Raw genomic sequence first — 24,008 nt, 5'->3', positions numbered from 1 at the left:
CCCATTGGCCGCAAACCGCGCCACGCTGGCGCGCCACAATAAGAAGACGGAGTCCACAGCATGTCCAAAGGCCAGTCCCTCCAGGATCCCTTCCTGAACGCCCTGCGTCGCGAACGCATCCCCGTGTCCATCTACCTGGTCAACGGCATCAAGCTGCAGGGCACCATCGAAAGCTTCGACCAGTTCGTCGTCCTGCTGCGCAACACCGTCAGCCAGATGGTCTACAAGCACGCGATCTCCACCGTCGTCCCGGCCCGCAATGTGCGCGTCGGCCCCGGTGGCGGCCAGGTGGCCAGCGCCCACGGCGACGAGGACGAGGCGGGCGAGGACGATTGAACGCGGCGCTGAACGATGTTTGAGCGCGCCCGCAAAGGCGAGCGCGCCCTGCTGGTGCAGCCGCACCCGCCGGGCCTGCAGGACCCCTCCCGGCTGGAGGAATTCACCGAACTGGCGCGTTCGGCCGGTGCCACCGTGGTCGGCTCGGTCGCCGCGCGCGTCGAGCGGCCGCACCCGGCCTACTACATCGGCACCGGCAAGCTCGAGGAAGTGCAGGCGGCCTGCGAGGCCACCCAGGCCGACCTGGTGCTGGTCAACGAGCTGCTCACGCCCGGCCAGGAGCGCAACCTCGAGCGCGCGCTCAAGCGCCGCGTGGTCGACCGCACCGGCCTGATCCTCGACATCTTCGCCCAGCGCGCCGCCAGCCACGAAGGCAAGCTGCAGGTCGAACTGGCCCAGCTCAAGCACTGGGCCACGCGCCTGGTGCGCGGCTGGACCCACCTCGAGCGCCAGCGCGGCGGCGCCATCGGCCTGCGCGGCCCGGGCGAGACCCAGCTCGAGCTCGACAAGCGCATGCTGCAGAAGAAGCTCGAGTCGGTGCGCGCGCGCCTGGACAAGGTCGAGGTGCAGCGCACGCAGATGCGCCGCGCGCGCCTGCGCAACGACGTCCCGCGCGTGGCGCTGGTCGGCTACACCAACGCCGGCAAGTCCACGCTGTTCAACATCCTCACCAATTCCGGCGTCTACGCCGACGACCGCTTGTTCGCCACGCTCGACCCGACCACGCGCCGCATCGAGGGCGTGGCGCCGCTGGTGCTGTCGGACACCGTCGGCTTCGTGCGCGACCTGCCGCACGAGCTGGTGGCGGCGTTCCGGTCCACGCTGTCGGAGGCGCGCGACGCCGACCTGCTGCTGCACGTGGTCGACGCCGCGGACGAACTGCGCGACGAGCGCATCGGCCAGGTCGACGACGTGCTGGCCGAGATCGGCGCCGGCGACATCCCGCAGGTGCTCGTGTTCAACAAGATCGACCGGATCGAGGGCGGCATGCCGCGCCGCGATCCGCCGGTGGAGGGGCGCGAGCGGGTCTGGCTGTCGGCGAAGACCGGCGAAGGCCTCGACGCGCTGCGCGGGCTGCTGGCCGAACGTTTCCTCGACCGCCGCCTGCACGCCGAGCTGCGCCTGGGCCCGGCCGAGGGACGGCTGCGCGCGCGCCTGCACGAGGTCGGCGGCGTGAAGGCCGAGTCAACGGACGAACAGGGCTGGCGGCTTGACCTGGACTTGCCACGCGCCGTGGCAGAAAGGCTGGCGGCAGAACCCGGCGGGCATCCGCTCGCGGCGGCCTTGCTTGTGGCACCTGACGCCCCTACCTACAATCCCGAGACAGACTGAAGCGCACCGCCCCGGCCCTGGCCCCCGCCAGACCGCCGGCCCAGGCGATGCGCCACGGAGCAGAAGATGGCCTGGAACCAGCCTGGCAAAGGCAACCAAGATCCCTGGAAGGGCAAGGACCCCGGCAACGAGGTCGAAGCCTTCGTCAACCGCCTCAAGGGCATGTTCGGCGGTGGCGGCGGCGCCGGCCGCGGGCGCGGCTCGTCGTCGCAGGGCGGGTTCAATCCCTTGCCCTGGGTCATCGGCCTGCTCGGCATCTGGCTGGTGTTCAACAGCTTCAGGCTGATGGACGAGCGCCAGCGCGGCGTCGTGCTGCGCTTCGGCGAGTTCGACCGCATCATGACCCCGGGCCCGAACTTCAAGTGGCCCTGGCCGATCGAGTCGGTGTACATCGTCGACGCCACCCAGGTGGTCGAGCTCAGCGACCAGGTGCGCGTGCTCACCCAGGACGAGAACCTGATCGACATCAAGTTCAATGTGCAGTTCCGCCGCGACGACCCGCGCACCTACCTGTTCGGTTCGGTCAATCCCGAGCAGACCCTGCGCGACTCGGCCGAGAGTGCCGTGCGCGAGGTGGTCGGCCGCAGCACCATGGACACCGTGCTGTTCGACCGCGCCGCGCTGGTGATCTCCTCGCAGGAGCGCCTGCAGGAGTCGCTGAACTTCTACCAGACCGGCCTGACCGTGGTGAACTTCAACCTGCAGGACGCGCGTCCGCCGGAGGAAGTGAAGGAAGCCTTCGACGACGCCATCGCCGCCCGCGAGGACAAGAACCGCATCGAGAACGAGGCCCGCGCCTACGCCAGCAAGGTGGTTCCGGAGGCGCGAGGCGTCGCCGCCCGCCTGCGCACCGAGGCCGAGGGTTACCGCGCTTCCGCCATCGCCCGCGCCGAGGGTGACGCGCAGCGCTTCAGCCTGCTGGTCGCCGAGTACCGCAAGGCGCCGGAGGTCACGCGCCAGCGCCTGTACCTCGAGACGATGCAGGACGTGCTGGCCGCCAACCCCAAGGTGATGGCCGGCGACAACAACATCCTCTACCTGCCGATGGGCGGCAGCACCAGCCGCGGCGTGCCCGCCGAGGCCCCCGTGCTGCGCCTGCCGGCCACGCAGGTCGCGCCGGAACCGACGCCCGATCCGCGTGACACCCGCCGCCAGGGAGGCCGCTGACATGGTCCGTGGATTCACCGCCATCGTATTCGCCGCCGTCATCGCCCTGTTCGTGGCGATGGGCTCGATCTACATCGTCAACGAAAGCCAGACCGCGATCGTGCTCAACCTCGGCCGCGTGGTGCGCGCCGACATCCAGCCCGGCCTGCACTTCAAGTGGCCGCTGGTGGAGGAGGTGCGCAAGTTCGACCAGCGCATCCTCTCGCTCGACGACGCCCCGGAGCGCTACCTGACCTCCGAGAAGAAGGACGTGAGCGTCGACTTCTTCGTCAAGTGGCGCATCAAGGACGTGGCCACCTACTACCGTGCCGCCAGCGGCGGCAACGAGGACGTGGCGCGCCAGCGCCTGACGCCCATCGTCAAGAACGCCCTGCGCAACGAGATCAACCAGCGCACGCTGCAGGAAGTGGTCTCGGCCGGTCGCGCCGAGCTCTCCGGCAGCTTCCTGGCCGCGGTCAACCGCGGCGCCGAGTCGCTCGGCGTCGAGGTGGTGGACGTGCGCATCAAGCGCATCAACCTGCCCGACGACAGCAACATCCTGGGCACGGTCTACAACCGCATGCGCACCGAGCGCACCCAGGTGGCCAACCAGCTGCGCGCCGAGGGCGTGGAGGTCAGCGAGACCATCCGCTCGGAGGCCGAGCGCCAGCGCCAGGTGACCATCGCCGAGGCCGAGCGCGACGCCCAGAAGCTGCGAGGCGAGGGCGACGCCCGCGCCGCCGAGATCGCCGCGGCCGCCTACGGCAAGGACGCGGAGTTCTACGCGTTCTACCGCAGCCTGGAGACCTACCGGGCGTCGATGGCCGACGGCCAGACCGTGCTGGTGCTCGACCCGGATTCGGAGCTGCTGCGCTACTTCGGCAACGACAAGCGCTGAGCCGTGTCCGACTTCTGGGCGGCGCTGTGCCTGGTGCTGGTAATCGAGGGGCTGCTGCTGTTCGCGGCCCCCGGCCTCTGGAAGCAGGCCGTGGCCCAGCTGCTGGCCCAGCCCGAGCGCTCGCTGCGGCTGGCCGGCGCGGTCATGGTGGGGCTGGGCCTGCTGGCCCTGCAGCTGGTCCGGGGCTGAACCCCGGCCGGGCTAGCCCCGGCCGGCCAATTCGCGGATAATTTCCCAAAGCCGGGGCGACCTCCGGCTTTTTCCGTGTCTGGGCCCCGGTCAGCGGCCCGGCGCCGTCGCCCCGCCGCCAATCTTTCTTCCGGAGTTCAGGGTCATGGGTCAGTCGGTCGTGGTGTTGGGCGCCCAGTGGGGCGACGAGGGCAAGGGCAAGATCGTCGACCTGCTCACCGAGGAGATCGGCGCGGTCGTGCGCTTCCAGGGCGGCCACAACGCCGGCCACACCCTGGTGATCGGCGGCAAGAAGACCGTGCTGCACCTGATCCCTTCGGGCATCCTGCGCGAAGGCGCGCTGTGCCTGATCGGCAACGGCGTGGTGCTCAGCCCGGCGGCGCTGAAGAAGGAAATCGCCCAGCTCGAGGAGAACGGCGTCGAGGTGCGTTCGCGCCTGAAGATCAGCCCGGCGACGCCGCTGATCATGCCCTACCACATCGCCCTGGACCAGGCGCGCGAGAAGGCCGCCGGCGGCAAAGCCATCGGCACCACCGGCCGCGGCATCGGCCCGGCCTACGAAGACAAGGTGGCGCGCCGCGGCGTGCGCGTGGCCGACCTGGCCTACCCGAAGGAACTGGCCGAGAAGCTGCGCAGCACCCTCGATTACCACAACTTCGTGCTCACCAAGTACCTGGGCGTCGACCCGGTCGACTTCCAGCAGACGCTCGACGAGGCCCTGGCCTTCGGCGAGTACGTCGACCCGATGAAGGCCGACGTGGCCGGCATCCTGCACGAGCTGCGCAAGCAGGGTAAGCGGGTGATGTTCGAGGGCGCGCAGGGCTCGCTGCTCGACATCGACCACGGCACCTATCCCTACGTCACCTCGTCCAACACCACCGTTGGCGGCGCCATGGCCGGCACCGGCGTCGGCGCCGACGCCATCGACTACGTGCTGGGCATCTGCAAGGCCTACGCCACCCGCGTCGGCGGCGGCCCGTTCCCGACCGAGCTCGACGACGAGGTCGGCCAGGGCATCCGCGACCGCGGCCAGGAATACGGCGCCACCACCGGCCGCCCGCGCCGCTGCGGCTGGATGGACATCGTCGCGCTCAAGCGCGCGGTCGCCATCAACGGCATCACCGGCCTGTGCATCACCAAGCTCGACATCCTCGACGGGATGGAAAAGCTCAAGATCTGCATCGCCTACGAATACCGCGGCAAGCGCACCGAGTATGCGCCGCTCGACGCCGCCGGCTGGGACGAGTGCACGCCGGTGTACCTGGAGTTCCCGGGCTGGGAAGACTCGACCGCCGGCATCACCGAGTGGGACAAGCTGCCGCCGGCGGCCCGCGCCTACCTGCGCGCGCTCGAGGAACTGGCCGGCTGCCCGCTGGCCATCGTCTCCACCGGCCCGGGCCGCGAGTCGACCATCGTGCTGCAGGACCCCTTCGCCTGAGGCCGGCGCGGGCGGGCCGCGCCCGCCCGGTTCAGTCCAGCGAGTAGCCCCAGCGCGCCGCGTGCGGCGCCAGGGTGGGCAGGTAGGGCTGGAGCTGGCCGCGGTAGCGCTGCCAGCGGCCCAGGGCCCGCCGGTAGATCGGCTCGGCGACCTGCTGGTAGCTGTTGGTGCGGATGCGCCCGCGTTCGCGGTTGCGCTGGTCGGCCTCGAGCGTGGCCGGGTCCCAGGCGATGCCCAGGAAGCGGCAGGCCGCCTCCGCTTCCGCCCCGGGCGCCTCCACGAGGTTCTCGTAGCGCACGTAGCCGACCGGCAGCGACAGCCGCGCCCGCAGCTTCTCCCAGAGCCCGAACACCGCGTCGTAGGTGCGGACGGTGTCGGCCAGCGTGTAGAAGTTCACGAACGCCTCGTTCACCGCGTACTGCTGCATGAAGTTGCTCAGCACCACGTCGCAGGGGTGGCGCAGCGAGAACAGCAGGCGCGCCTTCGGGAAAAGCGCCTGCACCAGGCCGGCGTGCACCGTGCGCAGCGGCAGCTTGTCGAGCACCAGCGTGCCGTCGCCGGCGCCGTGGTGGGCGAGGGCGGCCCGGTAAAGGCGGCGCAGCCGATCGCGCTCGCCGGCGTCCAGGCCCGCCAGCGCGGACGGATACCCCCCGGGCAGCGCGCGCAGGGCGTGCACCACCGGTTCGAGCGTGGGCTTTTCCTCGACCGAACGCACGCCCGGGTGGGCGTCGAGGATGGTGTCGAGCAGGGTGGTTCCCGAGCGCGGGAAACCCACCAGGAAACACAGGTCGGCGCCGGTGTCGCCGCCGTCGCCGGCGCCGGCCTCGATGCCCGGCGCGCCGGCGTCGAGCCAGTCGGCCACCTGGGCGACCTCGCGGAAGAAGGCCTCGCCGTCCACGGCCTCGCGGCGCACGCTGCGGGCCGCCAGGGCATTGCCCTGCTCGAAGGCGCGGAAGGCGGCGTCGTTCTGCTGGTTGCGGTCGAGCACGTTGCCCAGTTCGTAGAAGTACTGCTGGCGCACGCGCGCCGGCATGCGCTGCGGGTCGAGCCGGCGCAGCCGGGCTTCGGCGCCCAGCAGGTCGCCGCGGCGGCGCTCGAGCCTGGCCGCCTCGATGTTGAGCAGGGGGTGGCCGGGCGCATGCTGCAGGCCGGACTTCACCGCGTCGCCGGCCTGGTCCAGTTCGCTCGACAGCTCGTGCACGCCGGCCAGTTCGGCCCAGGCGTCGGCATCGTCCGGGCGCAGGGCCAGGGCGCGCCGCAGGGCGCGCACCGCCTCCGCGGGCTCGGACTGCTCGTTGAGCAGCACGCCGAGGTAGTACCAGGCCGACTGGTTCTCCGGCGCCAGCGACAGGGCGCGCTCGTAGCGGGCCCGGGCCTGCCCGAGATCGCCGCGCAGCTGCAGGCACAGGCCGGCGTTGACCATGGCCTCGACGTCGTCGCCGTCGCGGGCCAGCAGGGCGTCGAAACACGCCAGGGCCGGGCCGGGCTGGTCGAGCGAGAACCGGGTGATGCCCAGGTTCAGGCGCGCCGAACGGTAGCCGGGCGAAATCCGCAGCGCCTGCTCGAAGGCCTGGCAGGCCGGTTCAAGCTCGCCGCGGGCGCGCAGCGCGTGGCCCAGGTTGTGCCAGGCCTCGGGGTAGTCGGGGTTGGCGCGGACCGCGGCCTCGAAGGCCGACAGCGCGCCCGGCACCTGGCCCAGGTTGTGCAGCGCGCGGCCCAGGTGGTTGTGCGCGGGCGCGTGCGCCGGCGCCACGGCGAGCGCCTGCCGGCACAGGTCGACCGCGCCGGCGAAGTCGCGCGCCAGGTGGCGGGCGATGGCGGCGGCGACCAGCGAACGCGGCTCGCCGGCCGGGCCCGGCGCCCGCGCCATGGCCGCGGCGGCCTCGGCGTTGCGGCGTTCACCCAGCAGCTGCTCGCGCAGGCGCTCGTTGCACAGCGGGTCGTCGGCGAATTCGGACAGGATGGCGAGCGCGCCGTCGGCGTCGCCGCCACGCAGGCGCAGCCAGGCCAGGTGCCAGGCGGCGGTGGCATCGCGATCGGCCCCGGCGAGCTGGGCGAGCAGGGCTTCGGCTTCGCCGGTCCGGCCGTCGGCGGCTAGGGCCAGGGCGTGTTCGATGCGCTTGGGGTCGGTGGGCATCTGCGGGTTCCGTGCGGCTTGCGGCCCGGATTGTAGGCCGTTGGGTGCGGGCCAAAGAAAAAGGCCCGCCAAAGCGGGCCTTTGTTCTCGAAGATGGTGCCCAGGAGAGGACAGGGCCTCTGCCGGCAGCATCGCTCGTAACCCGTTGATTCTAATGGGCTTCGCGCCAAAAGGGGCTTCCAGTTGGCACACGTGAACGACACAGCCCTAGCCACTCAACCTACTTGGTGTTCTTCATCTTGTCGAGCAGGAACTCCATCGCCGCCAGCTCGTCCATCCGGTGCAGCCTTGCGGTCTGCTGGCTTCCGTACGTTCGGCTCTCTTGAAGCCGTGCTAGGCCCTCGCACAGGAATGTGGGGGTGAGAAAAATTCGTAGCGCGTGCCGCTTGGGCGAATCAGTGATATCCGCAGTTCCGCCGGGCTAATGAGCGCCTGTTATTAGCTTTATGTCGTCATCGAAGTCAGTATGCCTCTGGTCTGCAGAGCTCAATATCATTGGCGATGTCCAGTAATTCGCATTACCTTATCTATAAGCGCCTCGGGGTCTTCGCGTAGAAGTATTGCAGACCTTCGTAATAGGGATTTGGCGCGGTCGATGTCAGGCTCTTTGTCCTTGTCAGTTAGTAATATAATTGCGAGGGTCTGCATTCCCATAGCATTGTTCTGGGCTGCGGAAAGTTCAGCAAGTCTCAGTGCCTCACCTCTGTTCGCCGGCACCTCCGCTCCCTTGAAATAAAGGGATGCGAGGGTTGCCTGGGCATTTGCGTTTCCTTGGGTGGTGGCCAAGTTAAGCCAGTGGATTGCTTTTCGGATGTCCTTTTGCACTCCGTCCCCGAGCAGCAACTGCATGGCGGCTAAGTACTGTGACTCAGAGTCGCCTTGGCGAGCTGCTTCTTCAAGCCATTTAAGCTGTTCAGCTCTATTGGTCTCTGTTCCAATTCCATCGCGGAACATGGATGCCAATCTGGTTTGCGCCGGGACATGTCCTTGGAGAGCTGCTCGCGAGGTCCATGTGTGTGCCTCTTGATAGTCAAGAGGTACGCCTTCGCCGATGAGGTAAAGATGTCCAAGCGCTGTCTGTGCGATGGGGTTTCCGGCAGAGGCGGCTAAGCGAATCCATCGAGCGCCTTCTGGCTTGTTCGGAGTTCGCCCAGCGTATCCGCGTATAAGCGCAACCCCGTACTGCCACTGTGCGTCAGTGTTGCCGCTTTCGGCCCCCTCTTTCAGGCGCTGAAGTGAGTCAGAAAGAGTCTCATTGATGGCTGTGTAGACTTCGCCGCTGCTGGTCTGCCTCTGTGGATTCGAGCCAGTTTTATTCAGGTCTTTTGAATTGGCTGTCGACGATAGGGCGGCGCCTGCGACGAGGGTGGCCATTACTATTATTGGTTTCATCTCTGATGCGTCCGGTTCGGTTCCGAAATGTATACACGGCGAGACTGCCCCGGAGGGGTCTCAAAAGTCGTTCCGATGGCTTGTATCATAACGTCTAAGAGAATATAATAACATTTATGAGCCATACCGTCGGTTACGCCCGCGTCTCATCCATTGGCCAGTCGCTGGATGTCCAGCTCCAGAAGCTCGAAGAGGCTGGCTGCACCAAGGTCTTCGCTGAGAAGAAGTCCGGCAGGCAGTACGACAACCGGAAAGAGCTTCAGGCCTGCCTGAACTACGTCCGCGAGGGCGATGTGCTGGTCATCAGTCGTCTCGACCGCATGGCCCGGTCGGTGCTGGACCTCGCCAAGATTGCCGATACCCTCCAGCAGAAGGGGGTGGCTCTTCGGGTGCTTGACCAGTCCATCGACACAACGACCGCCGAGGGCAGGCTGATGTTCTCCCTGTTGGGCGCGTTCGCCGCCTTCGAGGCAGACATCCGTGCCGAGCGGCAGGCCGATGGCATCAAGATGGCCTTGGCCAAGGGGGTTCGGTTCGGTCGCCGCGAGGCCCTGACCGCTGAGCAAAAGGTCACCATCCGCCGCCTGAAGGAGGACGAGGGCTTCTCCGTTGGCCAGTTGCAGGACAAGTATCAGGTTGGGCGGGCGACCATCTATCGGGCGCTCCAGGAGTGCCCGCACTGATGGCCTTCGCACTCGTCCCTTCCGACCCGCGGCAGCGTGACCCTCGGTCTTGCCCGGTCGGGCTGTTCCTTGCCTTTGCCCTTGGGGCTGGTGGCCACCAGGGTTTCTACTGGTTCGCCACCGATGCCGATGCCCTCAAATTCCTGCGTGCCGAATTGTTTGGGGCTGAATCGGCCTTGGGCGCTGGCGAGGTAGAGGAAGAGCCTGACATCGCGTCCTGTGGCTTCTCAGGCGCTTCTACGGTGGGTGAGCTAGGCCTAGCTGCCATCAACGCTGCCCAAGACCGGGTGACGGTGCGATGGGTGGGGCGCGTAGGCGAGTTGCTGGTCGGTGATAGCCGATTCTGCCGTGAGGTTCGAGCCGACTTCGGTTCGCTGGTTGAGCCCGTGCTTGATGACACCTTCGAAGCGCACCTCGCTGCCTATGCTGCCCGGTATCCCGAGCGTCGCTACCTGTCGCCCTACAGTCCGAACTTGAAGGGATGGGCTGCTTGAGCAGCTCATCCTTCAACCCGTTCGAAGTTCAACTCCCAGACCACACCAGCGAATCCCATCCGCTGGTAGTCGTGCCTGTCTTCCTGCGAGTCGGGCTTATATACGCAACAGTAGCGCCGGGATATCGAGCGACCGTCCTTCATCAGAACAGGGGCGTGCTCGAAATCCGGAGGGACCTCGCTGCCGATGTCGCTCGACTGTATGAGCTCGGTGTCCATCGCCTGGTAACCACCATGTCAGCGGTCGACATACTCGAGGACGGGCTTGCTGGCCTACTGACTGACCTTGAAGGGTACGGAATCGACTGGAGCCATATTCCATTCCCTTCTCCTCGCCAGAAAGACGTTGGCTTTCAAGACTACTTGAGGGGCGAGGTGGAGGTAATCCGGCGAGATGTGCTCTCAGGTCGGCGGGTTGCGGTCCACCTTAAGGCGTGGGGTGCTGAACTAGAGCGTCGAATGGCTATCTTGGCGACGATGCTCGACCCCGAATTGTCCCTGGTCGAGGCGCGCTCGATGACGACGGCTGCGGTTCGGACGGGGCAGTGCATGTTGCCATTCTGACCAGCGGCAAGCACCCCTGGCAGTCGCTAGTTCAGTTTTCTTTGGGTATGAAGTCAATTGACTTCTGAAAGCCGAAACTAGGATTGCATGAATATCTCACCTATACCTAAGTGGCTCCGGAACTGGGCTGTAACGGCTGCGCCTCCGATGATTGCGGGCATCTGAGGAATCACGGTTAGTGTCTACCCAAATCATGGATTCCTCGCCAGGTAAGTCATGGTCGACGCCATTCCTGTCGAAGAGCCAGACCTTTAGACCATCTCGGTCAAAAGGAAACTTGCCTCGCTTAGTCACATAATCTGCTAAGCCATCTGAGTCCCATACAGATACTGTGTGAATGTTCTTGGGGGGAACCAACGGGATGTTCTTGCGTGTTTTCAATCTGCCGGCAGCCTTCTCCGCTATCGCTTTGAATTTGGACTCGTAGTCCTTGGCTGCATCGTCAATGCGGGCAAACAGAATATGGAAGTGGTGAGTCCCCGCATACTTCCCAATGGTCGTTCTCTCAACGCATACAGCCCCCATGGCCCTAAGGCGGATACGCTTGGGGAGTGCCTTGAAGATACACCTTAGGAAAAACTGAAGCGACGAGGCTGCTGCTTTGTCCGGTAGCCCGATGCTATACGTTAGTGTGACGAAGTAATCCGGCTCGATACCGGTCAGAAACGTCTTCCAAGCGTCTCTAACGTTTGCATGACTCAACTTTTCCACATTCTGCAATCTCCAGAAGGGGTGTCCGAGCAATGCTCGTCTCCTTCATTTCAAAGGAGTTTACAGAGTATGAAATTGGCTGGTCAACATTTAGCCAGGGTAAAATACGCTTGGGTCTTTCACCAACTTTCATTACACCAACGCAAAAGCAACCCGTCCCATGGGGTCAGGTTTGCTAGCTCGGCTGGCTGCCGAGAACGATTCCGCTTGGGTAATCATCATAGGTATATAGAAGCGCTGTGCTGCGCCGCGAAAAGAGCGAGGTATTGCCCATGTAGTTAGCCTTGGCTGCAATCAGGGGCTACCGCTGCTTGGCGACCCGCTTGGCGGCCTTCTTCGCCCGGGCCAGTTGCAACCTCCCGCCTTTCCATTCCGTGTCCTTATCGGCAATCAGCTTCTTGATGGGCGTCCAGTCGATGCCGAAGTCCAGCATCGGATGCAGCCTCGCCGCCAGCGTTGCGGGGCTGTGGGCACGCCCATAGGTATCCACGAAAACCTTGTTGGGGCGCTGTGAGTCCTCGTCGGTGCTGTGGCCCACGTAGGCGCAGGCAAGGTAGTCAAGGGACGCGTCCCCCTTGAACCGCTCGATAACGGTATGGCGAAGGGAGTAGAGGACGGCCCCATCGCCCTTCAGGCCTGCTGCCGGCAGCAGCTTCTGGTTGAACCAGTCACCCAACTCCCGGCTGACCTTCTGCTTGTGACGCATGGCCTCGGGGAACAGCGGGTCAGTTGGCTGGAAGTGGGCGAGGAAGACCTCGAAGCCCAAGGCCATGACCTCGGGGTGGAGGGGGACCGAGCGGGAGCTGGCGTCCGTCTTGAGCCGCTTTCCATCGTCCTCGTCCTCATGCTCCTCCGAGGCCGCAATCCGCAGGTACCACGTGCCGTCCTGGTCCTTGATGACATCCTCTCGGCGTAGCTGGCTGATTTCCGAGGGGCGTGCGCCGGTGTATAGCAGCAGCACGCTTCCCCACACGTAGAGGGCGAACTTCGCGCTCTGAAGCGTCGGAAGGCCCTCGCCGGTGAACAGGGTCTTCAGCTCGTCGTTGCTGAATACCTTTCGGTGCTTCTGGCTCTTCTTGTTCGACTTGATGCCCTCAAACAGCTTCTTGCCGTATCGTCCGTGCCAGTAACCTTGCCCTTCCAAGAACTCGAAAAACTGTGAGATGGTGGCGGCCTTCTCCTTCAGGGTCTTGGCGGAAGTCCCGCCGCCCTTTGGTTTCTTCTCCTTGGCGAGCGCACGCAGGGTCTTGCCCGTCGTGGTCTGAAGTGACTTCCAGTTCTTCGGCAGGTTGCGGACGATATTGTCGAACTCAGTGAAGTGGTCAGCCGTCAGGTCGGTGGTGGACAAGTCCTTGCCGACCACGTCGATGAACTGCTGAACGTAGCTGGTGTAGTTCGCCTTGGTGGCATCAGCCCAGCTGTCGTTCCGCTCGAGCCATAGCTCCAAGCCTTTGGACAGTAGGATGGGGTCGCAGGTGGGGCTGGGCATGCCTCCGGGCGAGGCGGCGGTCCTCGTCGGCTGTATAGCCTTGGGTGCGGCCTTGGCCAGCTCGGCATCCACGAGAAGGGCGCTGAGGTTGACGACCAGCGGGGTATCGAACCGAACCTCGTAGGGTCGCCTGGCGTGCTCGGACCCCTCCCACATGCCTGGCAGGCGGGAAAACACGGCCTCGACCTTGAGCAGGTTTTCATTCGCAGCGAGGGCCGCCGTCACGCTGGAGCGGGGGAGATAGGCCGTGGCGTCCGCGAAGTCCTCCAGCCGCTCGACCAGTTCCGCTCGAAGCGTCCCGTCGGGCTCGGGGCGGTCCACCCAGAGATTCGCGGCGCGATGTTCGACCGATAAGTAGAACGTGGCCCCGAGTCCGTCCAGGTGCGCCATCGTGTCCTTGAGGGCCTGCACCTCCACGGTCCCGGCGACGGCTCCTAGCGACAGCAGGGGCGTTTCCGGGGCGGTGGTTTCGGTGGGCATGCGGGCACGGGTCCTGATGGCGGCTATCAGGTCGTTGTATCGGATGGCCCGACCCGAGACAAGGAAGCCCTCAGCGGCCTCTAGGGCAGCCAGCCAGCAGCGTGCCGCCCGATGGCGAGCCGTTGGCGGGTGGGTCGTTCGCAGGGATAGGCGAAGCTCGCACGGTTCGCCCGACGGCATGCGCAGTCGGCAAGCCAAGGGAATGGACCAGCGGAAGTAGTAGGTGCCGTTGCGGCGGTAGAGGTAGGCGTTCGTGCTCATGGTCGTCTGGCGACCGGCACAGGGGTCCGTCACTTCCTGGGACCCACCTAGGAATTCCACGGCCCCGAAAACGCAAAACCCCGCATGGGAGCGGGGTTTCGGAAGGGGTGAACCCTAAAGCTGGTGCCCAGGAGAGGACTCGAACCTCCACGGTTTTACCCGCTAGTACCTGAAACTAGTGCGTCTACCAATTCCGCCACCTGGGCAGGTGTCTCGCCGCAGTGCGACAAGAGCCGCGTAATCTAAGGCCGGCGCCGGGTTTTGTCAACGACCGCGCGGCGACGCCGGAAGCGTGCGGCTGGCGCTCAGGGGCCGGGGTGTACCATGCGCGGATGACCCAAGCCCCCAAGAACAAGAAGAAGAGCCCGGGCGCCAAGCTGCCGCCCTGGATGCCCGAGAACCTGCGCGCCGGCGATTCCGGCAAACCCTCGAAGAAGGGCCGGCCGGCCGGCTCCGGCAAGGCCGCCCCGGCCGCCAAGTCCGGCAAGTCCGGCCCGGGCGGCAAGCCCGCCAAGCCCGGCAAGCCCGGTGCGGCGGAGGCACCGCGCCGCGGCGGCAAGGGGCCGTCCGCCCCGGCGCCGGCCCACCCGCCGCGCGGCCACAAGCGTGCCCCGGCCTTCCACGATCCCATGGCCGCGCGCGAGGCCGCCCGCTACGAGAACCCCATCGCCAGCCGCGAGGCGATCACCGAATGGCTGGTCGACGCCACCGGCCCGCAGTCGCTGCGCGAGATCGCCGAAGGGCTGGACCTGCTCGCCGAGGACCGGCTCGAGCCGCTGTCGCGCCGGCTGGCGGCGATGGTGCGCGACGGCCAGCTGCTGCTCAATCGCCGCGGCGGCTACGCCGTGGCGCGCAAGCTCGACCTGGTCGCCGGCACGGTCATCGCCAATCCCGATGGCTTCGGCTTCCTCAAGTGCGACGACGGCGGCGAGGACCTGTTCCTGCCGCCGGGCGAGCTGCGCAAGGCCCTGCACGGCGACCGCGTGCTCGCCTCGATCACCGGCGTCGACCGCCGTGGCCGCCGCGAAGGCGCCATCGTCGAGGTGCTCGAGCACCGCCTGACCCGGCTGACCGGCCGTTACGGCGAACGCGCCCGCATCGGCATCGTCGTGCCCGATGATCGCCGCGTGCTGACCGAGGTGCTGATCCCCGCCGGCGAGAACAACGGCGCCCGCGAAGGCCAGCTGGTGGTGGTGGAAATCACCGAGCCGCCGCAGGACGGACGCCCGCCGGTGGGCCGCATCCTGCTGGTGCTGGGCGACCGGCTCACGCCTTCGCTGGTGGTGCAGGCGGCCATCCACGGCCACGACCTGCCGCACGAGTTCCCGCGCGAGGCCTTGGCCGAGGCCGCCGAGGTGGCGCTGGAGGTGCCGGCCGCCGAGGCGCGCCGCCGCGTCGACCTGCGCAAGCTGCCCCTGGTCACCATCGACGGCGAGGACGCCAAGGACTTCGACGACGCCGTCTGGTGCGAGCCCAATGCCGAAGGTTTCCGGCTGGTGGTGGCCATCGCCGACGTCTCGCACTACGTGCGGCCGGGCACCTCGCTCGACGACGAGGCCACCAAGCGCGCGACCTCGGTGTACTTCCCGGGTTTCGTGGTGCCGATGCTGCCCGAGACGCTTTCGAACGGCATCTGCTCGCTGATGCCCAAGGTCGAGCGCCTGTGCTTCGCCTGCGACATGCAGGTGGATTTCGAGGGCAACGTCACCCGCTCGGAGTTCTACGAGGCGGTGATGCGATCGCACGCGCGCCTGACCTACACCCAGGTCTGGAAGGCGGTGGGCGAGGCCGACACCGAGGCCGGCGCCGAAGCCATCGCCCAGGTCGGTTCGCTGCTGCCGCAGGTGCAGCGGCTGCACCAGCTCTACCAGGTGCTTGCCCGGGCGCGCTCCCGCCGCGGCGCGATCGAGTTCGAATCCTCCGAAGTCCGCTTCGTGCTCGACAATTCGGGCGAGGTCGTGCAGGCCGGCATGCTCGAGCGCAACGACGCGCACAAGCTGATCGAGGAATGCATGATCGCCGCCAACGTCGAGGCGGCGAAGTTCGTGTCGGGCAAGCAGGTGCCGGCGCCCTATCGCGTGCACCCGCGTCCGCCCGAGGCCAAGTACGCCGACCTGCTCGAATACCTCTCCGAGTTCGGGCTGAGCCTGCCGGCCTGGGGGCGCGTGGAGCCGCGCGACTTCACCCGCCTGCTCAAGAAGGTGCGCGAGCGGCCCGACGCGGCCCTGCTCGAGACCGTGCTGCTGCGCTCGCAGAGCCTGGCCGTGTACCAGACCGACAACCACGGCCATTTCGGCCTGGCGCTGGAGGCCTACGCCCACTTCACCTCGCCGATCCGCCGTTACCCCGACCTGCTGCTGCACCGGGCCATCAAGCACGCGCTCGATGCCGGCCGCGACACCGGTTACGTGTACACCGCCAAGGACATGGCGGCGCTGTCGCTGCACTGCTCGGAGAAGGAGCGCAAGGCCGACGAGGTCGAGCGCGAGGTCGACGAGCGCTACCGCAGCGCCTGGATGGAGAAGCACGTCGGCCATGAGTTCGACGGCGTGGTCAGCGGCGTCACCAACTTCGGCCTGTTCGTCGAACTGGCCGGGTCGAAGGTCAACGGCCTCGTGCACGTGACCCAGCTGCCGCAGGACTACTATCATTTCGACCCGCTGCGGCGCAGCCTGGCCGGTGAGCGCACCGGGCTGCGCTTCCGGCTCGGCGACCCGGTGCGGGTGCTGGTGCTCAAGGCCAGCGTCGAGGACCGCCGCATCGATTTCCGCCTGGCCGAGCCGGAAGGCAGCCGCGGCGGCGTGAAGAAAAAGAAGAAGGCCTGGGCCGACTGAGCCCGCCACAGGAAACGACGATGGCTAACCGCAAGGACAACTGGGTCGCCGGCATCAATGCCGTGGCCTCGGCGCTGGAACACGACCTCGAGCACGTGCGCGAGGTGCTGCTCGAGGCCGGCAGCAAGAACCCGCGCATCACCGAGATCGAGGAAACCGCCCGGCGCCGCGACGTGCCGGTGCGGCGCGTGCCGCTGCAGTCGCTCGAGGGCATCGCCGGCGGCCTGCGCCACCAGGGCGCGGTGGCCCGCTACGAGGCCGCCAAGGCCACCGACGAGAAGGAGCTGCCGGGGCTGGTGGAGGCCGCGGACGGCAAGGCGCTGGTGCTGGTGCTCGACGGCGTGCAGGACCCGCACAACCTCGGCGCCTGCCTGCGCACGGCCGCCGCCGCCGGCGTCACCGCCGTGGTGATCCCCAAGGACAAGGCCGCGCCGGTGAACGCCACCGTGCGCAAGACCTCGGCCGGCGCCGCCGACCGGATCCCGGTGGTCAGCGTCACCAACCTCGCGCGCACGCTCAAGAGGCTGCAGGAGCTCGGCGTCTGGATCTACGGCCTCGACGGCGAGGCGCCGGCCACGATCCACGCCACCGACCTCAAGGGCAACATCGCCCTGGTGATGGGCGGCGAGGGCGAGGGCATGCGCCGGCTGACCCGTGAAACCTGCGACGGCCTGGTGCGCATCCCGATGCCGGGCGAGATGGAGAGCCTGAACGTGTCGGTGGCCACCGGCATCGCCCTGTTCGAAGTGGTGCGCCAGCGCGGGGGTGGCCTGTGAGCCTGCAGTGGTACGACTTCGTCGGCCTGGCCGGCGTGGCCTTCGTGCTCGGCGCCTTCTTCCTGCTGCAGGCCGGGCGCCTGAAGGGCGACGCGCTGGGCTACCAGCTGGCCAACCTGTTCGGCGCCGTGTTCATCCTGGTCTCGATCTTCGGGCCGGGCCCGGACTTCAGCACCGTGATCTCCACCACGATCATGCAACTGGCCTGGATCGCCATCAGCCTCTACGGCCTGTGGCGCGGCCTGCGGGCACGGATGGGGCGCCTGCGGCCGGGGGGCGGGGCGGCCGGCCGCCAGGACTGAGACAGGACCCACTTAACCCGGGTGCCGAAGCTTGCTACCTTCGGTGGCACCAACAGGGGATCTTGGGCAATGAAGCACATGACGACGCGGGCCGCGCTGGCGGCCCTGGTGCTGGCGGTCGCGCCGGCCGCGGTGGGGCAGGACTGGGAGGACGAGTGGGAAGAGGAGGCGACTGCCAACCAGCCCTCCACGATCCAGCTCAAGGTCTGCAACCGCAGCAGCCATGACGCGCTGGTGGCGGTGTCGTACATCCCGGTGGGCGAGAAGCGCTTCTACAACCGCGGCTGGTTCCGCGTCGACGCCGGCGACTGCAACAACATCGTCGAGACCATCAACAGCAACTTCTATTTCTACGCCGACGCCGACGGCTCCGACCTCTACTGGGGCGGCAGCCACACGCTGTGCGTCGAGTACCCCGGCCCGTACAACTTCTACTCGACGAACGCGAACACCTGCGGGTCCGGGCAGGAAACCCGCGGCTTCCAGCCCGCCAGCATGGACGAGTACGGCACCTTTACCTGGAACCTCGACCCCTGAGGGGGCGGGCGCTCAGCCCGCCTCCAGCGAGGCCAGCCACTCGTCGTCGCTGCCTTCGTTGATGCCTTCGAACAGGAAGGTGCTCAGGTAGCGCTCGCCGGTGTCGGGGATCATGGCCAGCACCACGCTGCCCGGCTCGAGCGTGCGGGCCAGTTCCAGCGCCGCCGCGAAGGTGGCGCCGCCGGAGATGCCGCAGAAGATGCCCTCGCGCCGCGCCAGGTCGCGCGCGGTGTCGCGGGCGAGCACGTCGTCGACGGGCACGATCAGGTCGTAGATGTCGCGGTTGAGCACCTCGGGGATGAAGTCCGGGGTCCAGCCCTGGATCTTGTGCGGCTGCCAGTCCTTGCCCGAAAGCAGGGCGGCGCCGGCTGGTTCGGTGGCGGCGATCTTCAGGTCGGGCCGCGCCAGCTTGAGCACCTCGCCGGCGCCGGTCATCGTGCCGCCGGTGCCGTAGCCGGTGACGAACCAGTCCAGGCGCCTGCCGGCGAAGTCGCGCAGGATTTCCGGGCCGGTGGTGGCGCGGTGCCAGGCCGGGTTGGCCGGGTTCTCGAACTGCCGGGCGAGGAAGGCGCCGTGCCTTTCCGCGAACTCGCGCGCGCGCCTGACCATGCCGCTGCCGCGTTCGGCCGCCGGCGTCAGGATCACCTTCGCGCCCAGCGCGCGCATCAGCTTGCGGCGCTCGACCGAGAAGGTCTCGCTCATGAAGGCCACGAAGGGATAGCCGCGCGCCGCGCACACCATCGCCAGCGCGACGCCGGTGTTGCCCGAGGTGGCCTCGACCACCATCTGGCCCGGCTTGAGTGCGCCGGAGGCTTCGGCGTCGAGGATGATGGCGGTGGCCAGGCGATCCTTCACCGAGGACATCGGGTTGAAGAACTCGAGCTTGGCGTACATCGCGACGCCGTCCGGCGCCAGCTGGTTGATGCGGACGATCGGCGTGTCGCCTACGGTGCCGAGGATGGAGTCGTGGATCATCGCGGTCTCCCGGTTGGAGGGGCGCGCTCAGTCCTGGTGGCTTGCGGCGAGGTCCTGCGAGCAGAACTGGCGCCATCGGTTGAGCACCGCGCAAAACAGCTGCGCCGTGCGCTCGGTGTCGTACACCGCCGAATGGGCCTGGTCGCCATCCCATGGCAATCCCGCCGCCTGCACCGCGCGGCTGAGCACGGTCTGGCCATAGGCCATGCCGGCTAGGGTAACCGTATCGAAGGTGCTGAAGGGGTGGAAAGGGTTGCGTTTATGTCCTGTCCGCGTCACCGCAGCGTTCAGGAAACCGAGGTCGAAATGGGCGTTGTGGCCGACCAGGATCGCGCGCTGGCAGCCGTTGCGCTTCACGGCGGCGCGGACCTTGGCGAACACATGGTCCAGCGCCTCGCGCTCGGGCAGGGCGCCGCGCAGGGCGCAGTCGAGCCGGATGCCGGTGACCTCGAGCGAGCGCGGGTCGATCTCGCTGCCCGCGAAGGGCTCGACGTGGCTGCTGACGGTCTCGCCGGGCACGTAGTAGCCGTCGCCGTCGAGTTCGATCGGCACGGCGGCGATCTCGAGCAGGGCGTGGCGGCTGCAGTCGAAGCCGCCGGTCTCGACGTCGACGACGACCGGCAGGAAGCCGCGGAAGCGCTCGGCCATGCGCGGCAGGGGGGTGTTTTCCATGCCGCGCAGGATAACAGGGCGGCTCAGCCGGCGCGGGTCCCCAGCAGCACGCCGTCGCGCCGCAGTTGCCCGAGCATGCGCGCCCCTTCGGCCAGGAACGCGGCCGGGTCGGCGGCGCCGGCCTCGTCGGCAAGCGCCTGCAGCTGTTCCCGGCCGCAAAGGTCCGGTTGTTCCGACAAGCGCTGGAGCAGGCGGAAGGTGAGCGGGCTGAGCGTGTGGAAGCGAACGGCGTGGCCCGGGTCGCGCCGGACCAGGAGCAGGGTTGGCGCCGGCGCCGGCGCTTCGGGCACCTGGCCCGGGGCCAGCTGGTGCACCGGCCAGGCGTAGGCCAGCGGCCAGGCCAGCGGCGAGACGACCGGAACGCCTTCGAGCAGGTCGCCGGCCGGGTCGTGCGGCACATCCTCGTCGCTGTCCTCGCTCAGGTCGAGCGCCAGCTCCACCCATTCGTAGTGCGCCAGCTCCAGCCACCACGGCGGGTCGCCGCGCCCGGCTTCGGCGCGCGCCTGCAGGTACTGCAGGAACTCGCGCGGCAGCTCCGGGAACAGCGGCGTGGCGCAGTGGTGTTCGCGGTAGAAGGCGCGCACCAGCTCCGGCCAGGCCGGCTCGCCGAGGATCCGCCGCAGCACCGGGAAGTTGCCGCCCAGCAGGCCGAGCACGCTGTTGATGAACAGCTCGCGGTAGACCTGCAGGCGGCGCTCTTCGATCCCCGGAGGCGGCGCGTTGGCGGCCGGGTCGCGTACGTGCGCGGCCAGGCAGGCCTGCTGGCGCGCGAGCTGCTCAGGCGCGGACATGCCGGCTCCCGGCCGGGGCATGGCGCTGCAGCACCGTCCGCACCTGGCCCAGTTCGGCCACCAGCTCGGCATAGGGCGGGAAATTGAAATCGCGCTCGAGCAGGGTCGGGCGCGGCCCGAACAGCGAGCAGGCTTCGTCGAGCAGGGCGAACACGTCGGGCTTCACCGGCGCGCCGTGGGTGTCGACCTTCAGGTCCTCGGCCTCGTCGTAGTGGCCGGCGATGTGGAAATAGGCGATGCGCCCGCCCGGCAGCCCGCGCAGGAAGGCGTGCGGGTCGTAGCGGTGGTTGATGGCGTTGACGAAGACGTTGTTCACGTCCAGCAGCAGGTCGCAGTCGGCCTCGGCCAGCACTGCGTTGATGAAATCGATTTCCGCCATCGCCTGGAAGGGCGCGGCGTAGTAGGAGATGTTCTCCACCGCGATGCGCCGGCCCAGCGCGTCCTGCACCTGCCGGATGCGGCCGGCGACGTGAAACACGGCCTCTTCGGTGAAGGGGATGGGCAGCAGGTCGTAGAGCTGGCCGCCATCGCTGCAGTAGCTCAGGTGCTCGCTGAACACCGGCACGCGGTGTTCGTCGAGGAAGCGGCGCAGGCGGGCCAGGTAGGTGTCGTCGAGTGGATCGGTGGAGCCGAGCGAGAGCGACAGGCCGTGGCAGACCAGCGGGTGGCGCGCGCTGAGCTCGCGCAGGGCGGCGCCGAACCGCCCGCCCACGCCGATCCAGTTGTCCGGCGCGCACTCGAGGAAATCGAAGTCGCCCGGCGCCGCGCCCTGCAGCGGACCCAGCAGGGCCCGCCGCAGGCCGAGGCCGGCGGCCGTCGGTTCGAGCGAGCGCACGACCGGACTCATCGGCTCAGGCGGCGTGGCCGCCGCACTTGCCTTCGCCGCACTTGCCCTCTTCGGCCTTGTCGGAACCGCACTTGCCTTCCTCGGCCTTGTCGGAGCCGCACTTGCCCTCGCCACACTTGCCTTCGCCGCATTTGCCTTCTTCGGCCTTGTCGGAGCCGCACTTGCCCTCGCCACACTTGCCTTCGCCGCACTTGCCTTCTTCGGCCTTGTCGGAGCCGCACTTGCCTTCGCCGCACTTGCCCTCGCCACACTTGCCTTCCTCGGCCTTGGCGTCGCCGGCGGCCAGCAGGTAGCCCTGCGACAGGCTGTCCATGGCGAAGCTCGAGCCGGCCAGGGCCATCGAGCCGAACATGACCGCGCCGGCGGCGAGGACGACGGGTTTCAGGGTTTTCTTCGACATGCTTTGCTCCCTTCGGGTTTGCCGCGGCGGCAGGGTCGCCCCGCGCCCGACATCCTGCAGATTTTCGCGCGCCGGCGCACGTGCCGGGCGTGACGGGCGGGTCAATGTCCGGCGGGGTGGCGCGGCAGCGCCAGGGAAATGCCCGCCGCCAGCCCGAGCATCGCCGCCGAGGCGGCCAGGCAGGCCGCCAGGCCCCAGGCCTGGTAGATCGCGCCCGACAGCACCGTGCCCAGCAGGCGGCCGCCGGCGTTGGCCATGTAGTAGAAGCCCACGTCGAGCGAGACACCGTCCTCGCGGGCGTAGCTGATGATCAGGTAGCTGTGCAGGGCCGAGTTGAGCGCGAACAGCACGCCGAACGCGAGCAGCCCCCCGACCAGCACCGGCTGTGCCGGCCAGCCGGCCCAGAGCGCCGCCGCCATGCCGCCGGCCAGGCCCACCAGCGGCAGGGCCCAGCCGAAGGCGTCGCGGCCGTCGGGCAGGGCGCCGCGGCACAGCCCGGTGATGGCCGGCGCCAGCGCCTGCACCGCGCCGTAGCCGATGATCCAGAGCGCCAGGAAAGCGCCGATCGATTCGTGCCGCCAGCCCAGCGCCTCGGCCAGGAACACCGGCAGCGCCACCACGAACCAGACGTCGCGGGCACCGAAAAGGAACAGCCGCGCCGCCGACAGCCGGTTGATGGCCGGGCTCTTGGACAGCAGCTCGCGGAATTTCGGTTTCGCCTTCGCCTTGCCCAGGTCGCCCTGCAGGAACACCAGGCTGCCCAGCCAGACCAGCGCCAACGCGCCGGCCATCGCGAGCACCGCGCCGTCGAAGCCCAGCGTCGCCAGCAGCAGGCCGCCGAGGAAGAAGCCCACGCCCTTGAGCGCGTTCTTCGAGCCGGTGAGCACGGCCACCCAGCGGTAGAGCCGGCCCTGGGCATCGTCGGGCACGAGCGCCTTGAGGCTGCCCTTGGCGCTCATCTTGTTGAGGTCCTTGGCGATGCCGCTCAGCGCCTGCGCCGTCATCACCCAGGGCACGGTGAGCATGGCCGCCGGCACCGCCAGCATGGCCAGCGCGCCCACCTGCAGCACAAGACCGAGGTTCATCGTGCGGTTCAGCCCGAGCCGTGCGCCCAGCCAGCCGCCGACGACGTTGGTGACCACGCCGAAGAACTCGTAGAACACGAACAGCATCGCCACCTGCAGCGGCGAATAGCCAAGCTGGTGGAAGTGCAGCACCACCAGCATGCGCAGGGCGCCGTCGGTGAGGGTGAAGGCCCAGTAGTTGCCCGTCACCAGCAGGTACTGGCGAACGGCGTTGCTCACGCCAGGCCCACCTTGCGGGCCAGTTCGACGGTGCGGTTGGCGTAGCCCCATTCGTTGTCGTACCAGGCGAACACCTTCACCTGGGTGCCCGCGACGACCATGGTGAACGCGGCATCGACGATGCTGCTGCGCGGGTCGGTGCGGTAGTCGATCGACACCAGCGGGCGCGTCTCGAAGCCCAGGATGCCCTTGAGCGGGCCCTCCGCGGCGGCCTTGAGCAGCGTGTTCACTTCCTCCACCGTGGTCTCGCGCTGCACCTCGAACACCGCGTCGGTGAGCGAGGCGTTCGCCAGCGGCACGCGCACGGCGTGGCCGTTGAGGCGGCCCCTGAGCTTGGGGAATATCTCGGTGATCGCCGTGGCCGAACCGGTGGTGGTCGGGATCAGGCTCATGCCGCATGCGCGCGCGCGGCGCAGGTCCTTGTGCGGCTGGTCGAGGATGGACTGGGTGTTGGTGAGGTCGTGCACGGTGGTGATGGAGCCGTGGCGGATGCCCAGGCCCTCGTGGATCACCTTGACGATGGGCGCCAGGCAGTTGGTGGTGCAGCTGGCGGCGGTGACGATGCGGTGCTTCGAAGGGTCGTAAAGGTGGTCGTTGACGCCCATCACCACGTTCAGCACACCCGGCTCCTTCACCGGAGCGGTGACGACCACACGCTTCACGCCCTGGTCGAGGTAGGCCTGCAGGGCGACCGTGGTCTTCATCTTGCCGCTGGCCTCGATGACCACGTCGCAGCCCGACCAGTCGGTGCCGGCGATGGCCTTGTTCCGGCTGGTGGTGATGCGCTGGCCGTCGATGAGGATGTCGTCGCCCTCGTGCGTGGCCTCGTGCGTCCAGCGCCCGTGCACCGAGTCGAAGTTGAGCAGGTGGGCCAGCGTGGCCGCGTCGCCGGCCGGGTCGTTGACGTGCACGAAGCGTACGTCCTCCCAGCCGAAGGCGGCGCGCAGGGCGAGGCGTCCGATGCGGCCGAAGCCGTTGATGCCGATTCGAAGTGTCATGGGGGGCAGGTGCAATTAGGCTC

24 protein-coding genes and 1 tRNA gene are annotated in these 24,008 nt (G+C 67.8%); 13 read left to right on the top strand and 12 right to left on the bottom strand.

Going from position 1 to position 24,008, the window contains the following annotated elements:
• The first annotated feature begins 60 nt into the window (after window positions 1-60).
• The 6 genes from hfq to C6N40_RS00585 all read left to right on the top strand — a co-directional run bounded on the left by hfq (window position 61) and on the right by C6N40_RS00585 (window position 5,339).
• Window positions 61-336, top strand: a complete 276-nt coding sequence (gene hfq, locus C6N40_RS00610) for an RNA chaperone Hfq (RefSeq protein WP_106989067.1) — start codon at window positions 61-63, stop codon at window positions 334-336.
• 15 nt (window positions 337-351) lie between these two features.
• A complete protein-coding gene (hflX, locus tag C6N40_RS00605) occupies window positions 352-1,668 on the top strand; it encodes a ribosome rescue GTPase HflX (protein WP_106989066.1) in 1,317 nt (438 codons plus the stop codon).
• 66 nt (window positions 1,669-1,734) lie between these two features.
• Complete coding sequence (hflK, locus tag C6N40_RS00600; protein WP_106989065.1) at window positions 1,735-2,835, top strand: FtsH protease activity modulator HflK; 1,101 nt, start codon at window positions 1,735-1,737, stop codon at window positions 2,833-2,835.
• 1 nt (window position 2,836) lies between these two features.
• A complete protein-coding gene (gene hflC, locus C6N40_RS00595; RefSeq protein WP_106989064.1) occupies window positions 2,837-3,712 on the top strand; it encodes a protease modulator HflC in 876 nt (291 codons plus the stop codon).
• A 3-nt stretch (window positions 3,713-3,715) separates the two neighbouring features.
• A complete protein-coding gene (locus C6N40_RS00590) occupies window positions 3,716-3,901 on the top strand; it encodes a DUF2065 domain-containing protein (RefSeq protein WP_106989063.1) in 186 nt (61 codons plus the stop codon).
• Window positions 3,902-4,046: 145 nt separating this feature from the next.
• Window positions 4,047-5,339, top strand: a complete 1,293-nt coding sequence (locus C6N40_RS00585) for an adenylosuccinate synthase (protein ID WP_106989062.1) — start codon at window positions 4,047-4,049, stop codon at window positions 5,337-5,339.
• Between the two features lie 31 nt (window positions 5,340-5,370).
• Here C6N40_RS00585 and C6N40_RS00580 read toward each other — a convergent pair whose 3' ends face one another.
• Together C6N40_RS00580 and C6N40_RS00575 are read right to left on the bottom strand one after the other, a co-directional pair.
• Window positions 5,371-7,476, bottom strand: a complete 2,106-nt coding sequence (locus tag C6N40_RS00580; protein WP_162782004.1) for a tetratricopeptide repeat-containing sulfotransferase family protein — start codon at window positions 7,474-7,476, stop codon at window positions 5,371-5,373.
• A gap of 492 nt (window positions 7,477-7,968) precedes the next feature.
• Window positions 7,969-8,850 (bottom strand): tetratricopeptide repeat protein, encoded by an 882-nt coding sequence (locus C6N40_RS00575; RefSeq protein WP_162782003.1) that lies wholly within the window; start codon window positions 8,848-8,850, stop codon window positions 7,969-7,971.
• A gap of 134 nt (window positions 8,851-8,984) precedes the next feature.
• On the opposite strand from C6N40_RS00575, the gene C6N40_RS00570 reads away from it, so the two are divergent.
• From C6N40_RS00570 to C6N40_RS13915, 3 genes are read left to right on the top strand one after another with little or no spacing between them, the layout of a single operon-like run.
• Window positions 8,985-9,551, top strand: coding sequence for a recombinase family protein (locus C6N40_RS00570; protein ID WP_106989059.1), 567 nt, complete (start codon window positions 8,985-8,987; stop codon window positions 9,549-9,551).
• Entirely contained in the window at window positions 9,551-10,045 is a 495-nt protein-coding gene (locus C6N40_RS13920; RefSeq protein ID WP_162782002.1) for a hypothetical protein, read from the top strand. Before C6N40_RS00570 ends, C6N40_RS13920 begins: the two co-directional genes overlap by 1 nt.
• The gene (locus C6N40_RS13915) at window positions 10,042-10,608 is read left to right on the top strand and encodes a protein-tyrosine phosphatase family protein (protein ID WP_162782001.1); all 567 of its coding nucleotides are present in this window, start codon (window positions 10,042-10,044) and stop codon (window positions 10,606-10,608) included. Before C6N40_RS13920 ends, C6N40_RS13915 begins: the two co-directional genes overlap by 4 nt.
• Before the next feature lie 96 nt (window positions 10,609-10,704).
• On the opposite strand, the gene C6N40_RS13910 is transcribed toward C6N40_RS13915, so the two are convergent.
• From C6N40_RS13910 to C6N40_RS00555, 3 genes are all read right to left on the bottom strand, one after another.
• Entirely contained in the window at window positions 10,705-11,352 is a 648-nt protein-coding gene (locus C6N40_RS13910) for a hypothetical protein (RefSeq protein ID WP_162782000.1), read from the bottom strand.
• Between the two features lie 268 nt (window positions 11,353-11,620).
• Entirely contained in the window at window positions 11,621-13,549 is a 1,929-nt protein-coding gene (locus tag C6N40_RS00560; protein ID WP_106989057.1) for a DUF6538 domain-containing protein, read from the bottom strand.
• Between the two features lie 121 nt (window positions 13,550-13,670).
• Window positions 13,671-13,755, bottom strand: a tRNA-Leu gene (locus tag C6N40_RS00555).
• A gap of 126 nt (window positions 13,756-13,881) precedes the next feature.
• On the opposite strand from C6N40_RS00555, the gene rnr reads away from it, so the two are divergent.
• From rnr to C6N40_RS13905, 4 genes are all read left to right on the top strand, one after another.
• Window positions 13,882-16,383: a ribonuclease R gene (rnr, locus tag C6N40_RS00550; protein WP_106989056.1), complete on the top strand. Its 2,502-nt coding sequence runs from the start codon at window positions 13,882-13,884 to the stop codon at window positions 16,381-16,383.
• 20 nt (window positions 16,384-16,403) lie between these two features.
• The gene (rlmB, locus tag C6N40_RS00545) at window positions 16,404-17,159 is read left to right on the top strand and encodes a 23S rRNA (guanosine(2251)-2'-O)-methyltransferase RlmB (RefSeq protein ID WP_106989055.1); all 756 of its coding nucleotides are present in this window, start codon (window positions 16,404-16,406) and stop codon (window positions 17,157-17,159) included.
• Entirely contained in the window at window positions 17,156-17,461 is a 306-nt protein-coding gene (locus C6N40_RS00540) for a CBU_0592 family membrane protein (protein ID WP_106989054.1), read from the top strand. The genes rlmB and C6N40_RS00540 overlap by 4 nt, the downstream gene beginning before the upstream one ends.
• A 69-nt stretch (window positions 17,462-17,530) precedes the next feature.
• A complete protein-coding gene (locus tag C6N40_RS13905; RefSeq protein WP_162781999.1) occupies window positions 17,531-17,998 on the top strand; it encodes a DUF1036 domain-containing protein in 468 nt (155 codons plus the stop codon).
• 12 nt (window positions 17,999-18,010) lie between these two features.
• Here the strand turns inward: C6N40_RS13905 and cysK are convergent, their stop codons facing one another.
• The 7 genes from cysK to C6N40_RS00500 all read right to left on the bottom strand — a co-directional run bounded on the left by cysK (window position 18,011) and on the right by C6N40_RS00500 (window position 23,985).
• Complete coding sequence (cysK, locus tag C6N40_RS00530; RefSeq protein WP_106989053.1) at window positions 18,011-18,973, bottom strand: cysteine synthase A; 963 nt, start codon at window positions 18,971-18,973, stop codon at window positions 18,011-18,013.
• A gap of 27 nt (window positions 18,974-19,000) precedes the next feature.
• A complete protein-coding gene (rnt, locus tag C6N40_RS00525) occupies window positions 19,001-19,645 on the bottom strand; it encodes a ribonuclease T (RefSeq protein ID WP_240183405.1) in 645 nt (214 codons plus the stop codon).
• Between the two features lie 23 nt (window positions 19,646-19,668).
• Window positions 19,669-20,436 (bottom strand): HvfC family RiPP maturation protein, encoded by a 768-nt coding sequence (locus tag C6N40_RS00520; protein WP_106989052.1) that lies wholly within the window; start codon window positions 20,434-20,436, stop codon window positions 19,669-19,671.
• Complete coding sequence (locus C6N40_RS00515) at window positions 20,423-21,283, bottom strand: HvfB family MNIO-type RiPP peptide maturase (RefSeq protein ID WP_106989051.1); 861 nt, start codon at window positions 21,281-21,283, stop codon at window positions 20,423-20,425. The genes C6N40_RS00520 and C6N40_RS00515 overlap by 14 nt, the downstream gene beginning before the upstream one ends.
• A 4-nt stretch (window positions 21,284-21,287) precedes the next feature.
• Window positions 21,288-21,683 carry an HvfA family oxazolone/thioamide-modified RiPP metallophore gene (locus C6N40_RS00510; protein ID WP_106989050.1) on the bottom strand — a complete coding sequence of 132 codons (396 nt, stop codon included), beginning with the start codon at window positions 21,681-21,683 and terminating at the stop codon, window positions 21,288-21,290.
• Between the two features lie 101 nt (window positions 21,684-21,784).
• Window positions 21,785-22,987 carry an organoarsenical effux MFS transporter ArsJ gene (arsJ, locus tag C6N40_RS00505; protein ID WP_240183404.1) on the bottom strand — a complete coding sequence of 401 codons (1,203 nt, stop codon included), beginning with the start codon at window positions 22,985-22,987 and terminating at the stop codon, window positions 21,785-21,787.
• Window positions 22,984-23,985, bottom strand: coding sequence for an ArsJ-associated glyceraldehyde-3-phosphate dehydrogenase (locus C6N40_RS00500; RefSeq protein WP_106989048.1), 1,002 nt, complete (start codon window positions 23,983-23,985; stop codon window positions 22,984-22,986). Before C6N40_RS00500 ends, arsJ begins: the two co-directional genes overlap by 4 nt.
• Between the last annotated feature and the right edge of the window lie 23 nt (window positions 23,986-24,008).

It is taken from the genome of Arenimonas caeni, from assembly GCF_003024235.1.
In the GTDB taxonomy this organism is placed as follows: Bacteria; Pseudomonadota; Gammaproteobacteria; order Xanthomonadales; family Xanthomonadaceae; genus Arenimonas; species Arenimonas caeni.
The sequence above is the reverse complement of the archived record's forward strand: the minus strand, read 5'-3'. Positions and strand labels throughout refer to the sequence as shown.

Coding starts and splice junctions, on each gene's coding strand:
- C6N40_RS13905 (WP_162781999.1), top strand. CDS start 17,531: ATGAAGCACATGACGACGCGGGCCGCGCTGGCGGCCCTGGTGCTGGCG.
- hflC (WP_106989064.1), top strand. CDS start 2,837: ATGGTCCGTGGATTCACCGCCATCGTATTCGCCGCCGTCATCGCCCTG.
- cysK (WP_106989053.1), bottom strand. CDS start 18,973: ATGATCCACGACTCCATCCTCGGCACCGTAGGCGACACGCCGATCGTC.
- C6N40_RS00570 (WP_106989059.1), top strand. CDS start 8,985: ATGAGCCATACCGTCGGTTACGCCCGCGTCTCATCCATTGGCCAGTCG.
- C6N40_RS00585 (WP_106989062.1), top strand. CDS start 4,047: ATGGGTCAGTCGGTCGTGGTGTTGGGCGCCCAGTGGGGCGACGAGGGC.
- rnt (WP_240183405.1), bottom strand. CDS start 19,645: ATGGAAAACACCCCCCTGCCGCGCATGGCCGAGCGCTTCCGCGGCTTC.
- C6N40_RS00510 (WP_106989050.1), bottom strand. CDS start 21,683: ATGTCGAAGAAAACCCTGAAACCCGTCGTCCTCGCCGCCGGCGCGGTC.
- hflX (WP_106989066.1), top strand. CDS start 352: ATGTTTGAGCGCGCCCGCAAAGGCGAGCGCGCCCTGCTGGTGCAGCCG.
- C6N40_RS00560 (WP_106989057.1), bottom strand. CDS start 13,549: ATGAGCACGAACGCCTACCTCTACCGCCGCAACGGCACCTACTACTTC.
- C6N40_RS13920 (WP_162782002.1), top strand. CDS start 9,551: ATGGCCTTCGCACTCGTCCCTTCCGACCCGCGGCAGCGTGACCCTCGG.
- hfq (WP_106989067.1), top strand. CDS start 61: ATGTCCAAAGGCCAGTCCCTCCAGGATCCCTTCCTGAACGCCCTGCGT.
- C6N40_RS00580 (WP_162782004.1), bottom strand. CDS start 7,476: ATGCCCACCGACCCCAAGCGCATCGAACACGCCCTGGCCCTAGCCGCC.
- hflK (WP_106989065.1), top strand. CDS start 1,735: ATGGCCTGGAACCAGCCTGGCAAAGGCAACCAAGATCCCTGGAAGGGC.
- rnr (WP_106989056.1), top strand. CDS start 13,882: ATGACCCAAGCCCCCAAGAACAAGAAGAAGAGCCCGGGCGCCAAGCTG.
- C6N40_RS00515 (WP_106989051.1), bottom strand. CDS start 21,283: ATGAGTCCGGTCGTGCGCTCGCTCGAACCGACGGCCGCCGGCCTCGGC.
- C6N40_RS00520 (WP_106989052.1), bottom strand. CDS start 20,436: ATGTCCGCGCCTGAGCAGCTCGCGCGCCAGCAGGCCTGCCTGGCCGCG.
- rlmB (WP_106989055.1), top strand. CDS start 16,404: ATGGCTAACCGCAAGGACAACTGGGTCGCCGGCATCAATGCCGTGGCC.
- C6N40_RS00575 (WP_162782003.1), bottom strand. CDS start 8,850: ATGGCCACCCTCGTCGCAGGCGCCGCCCTATCGTCGACAGCCAATTCA.
- C6N40_RS00500 (WP_106989048.1), bottom strand. CDS start 23,985: ATGACACTTCGAATCGGCATCAACGGCTTCGGCCGCATCGGACGCCTC.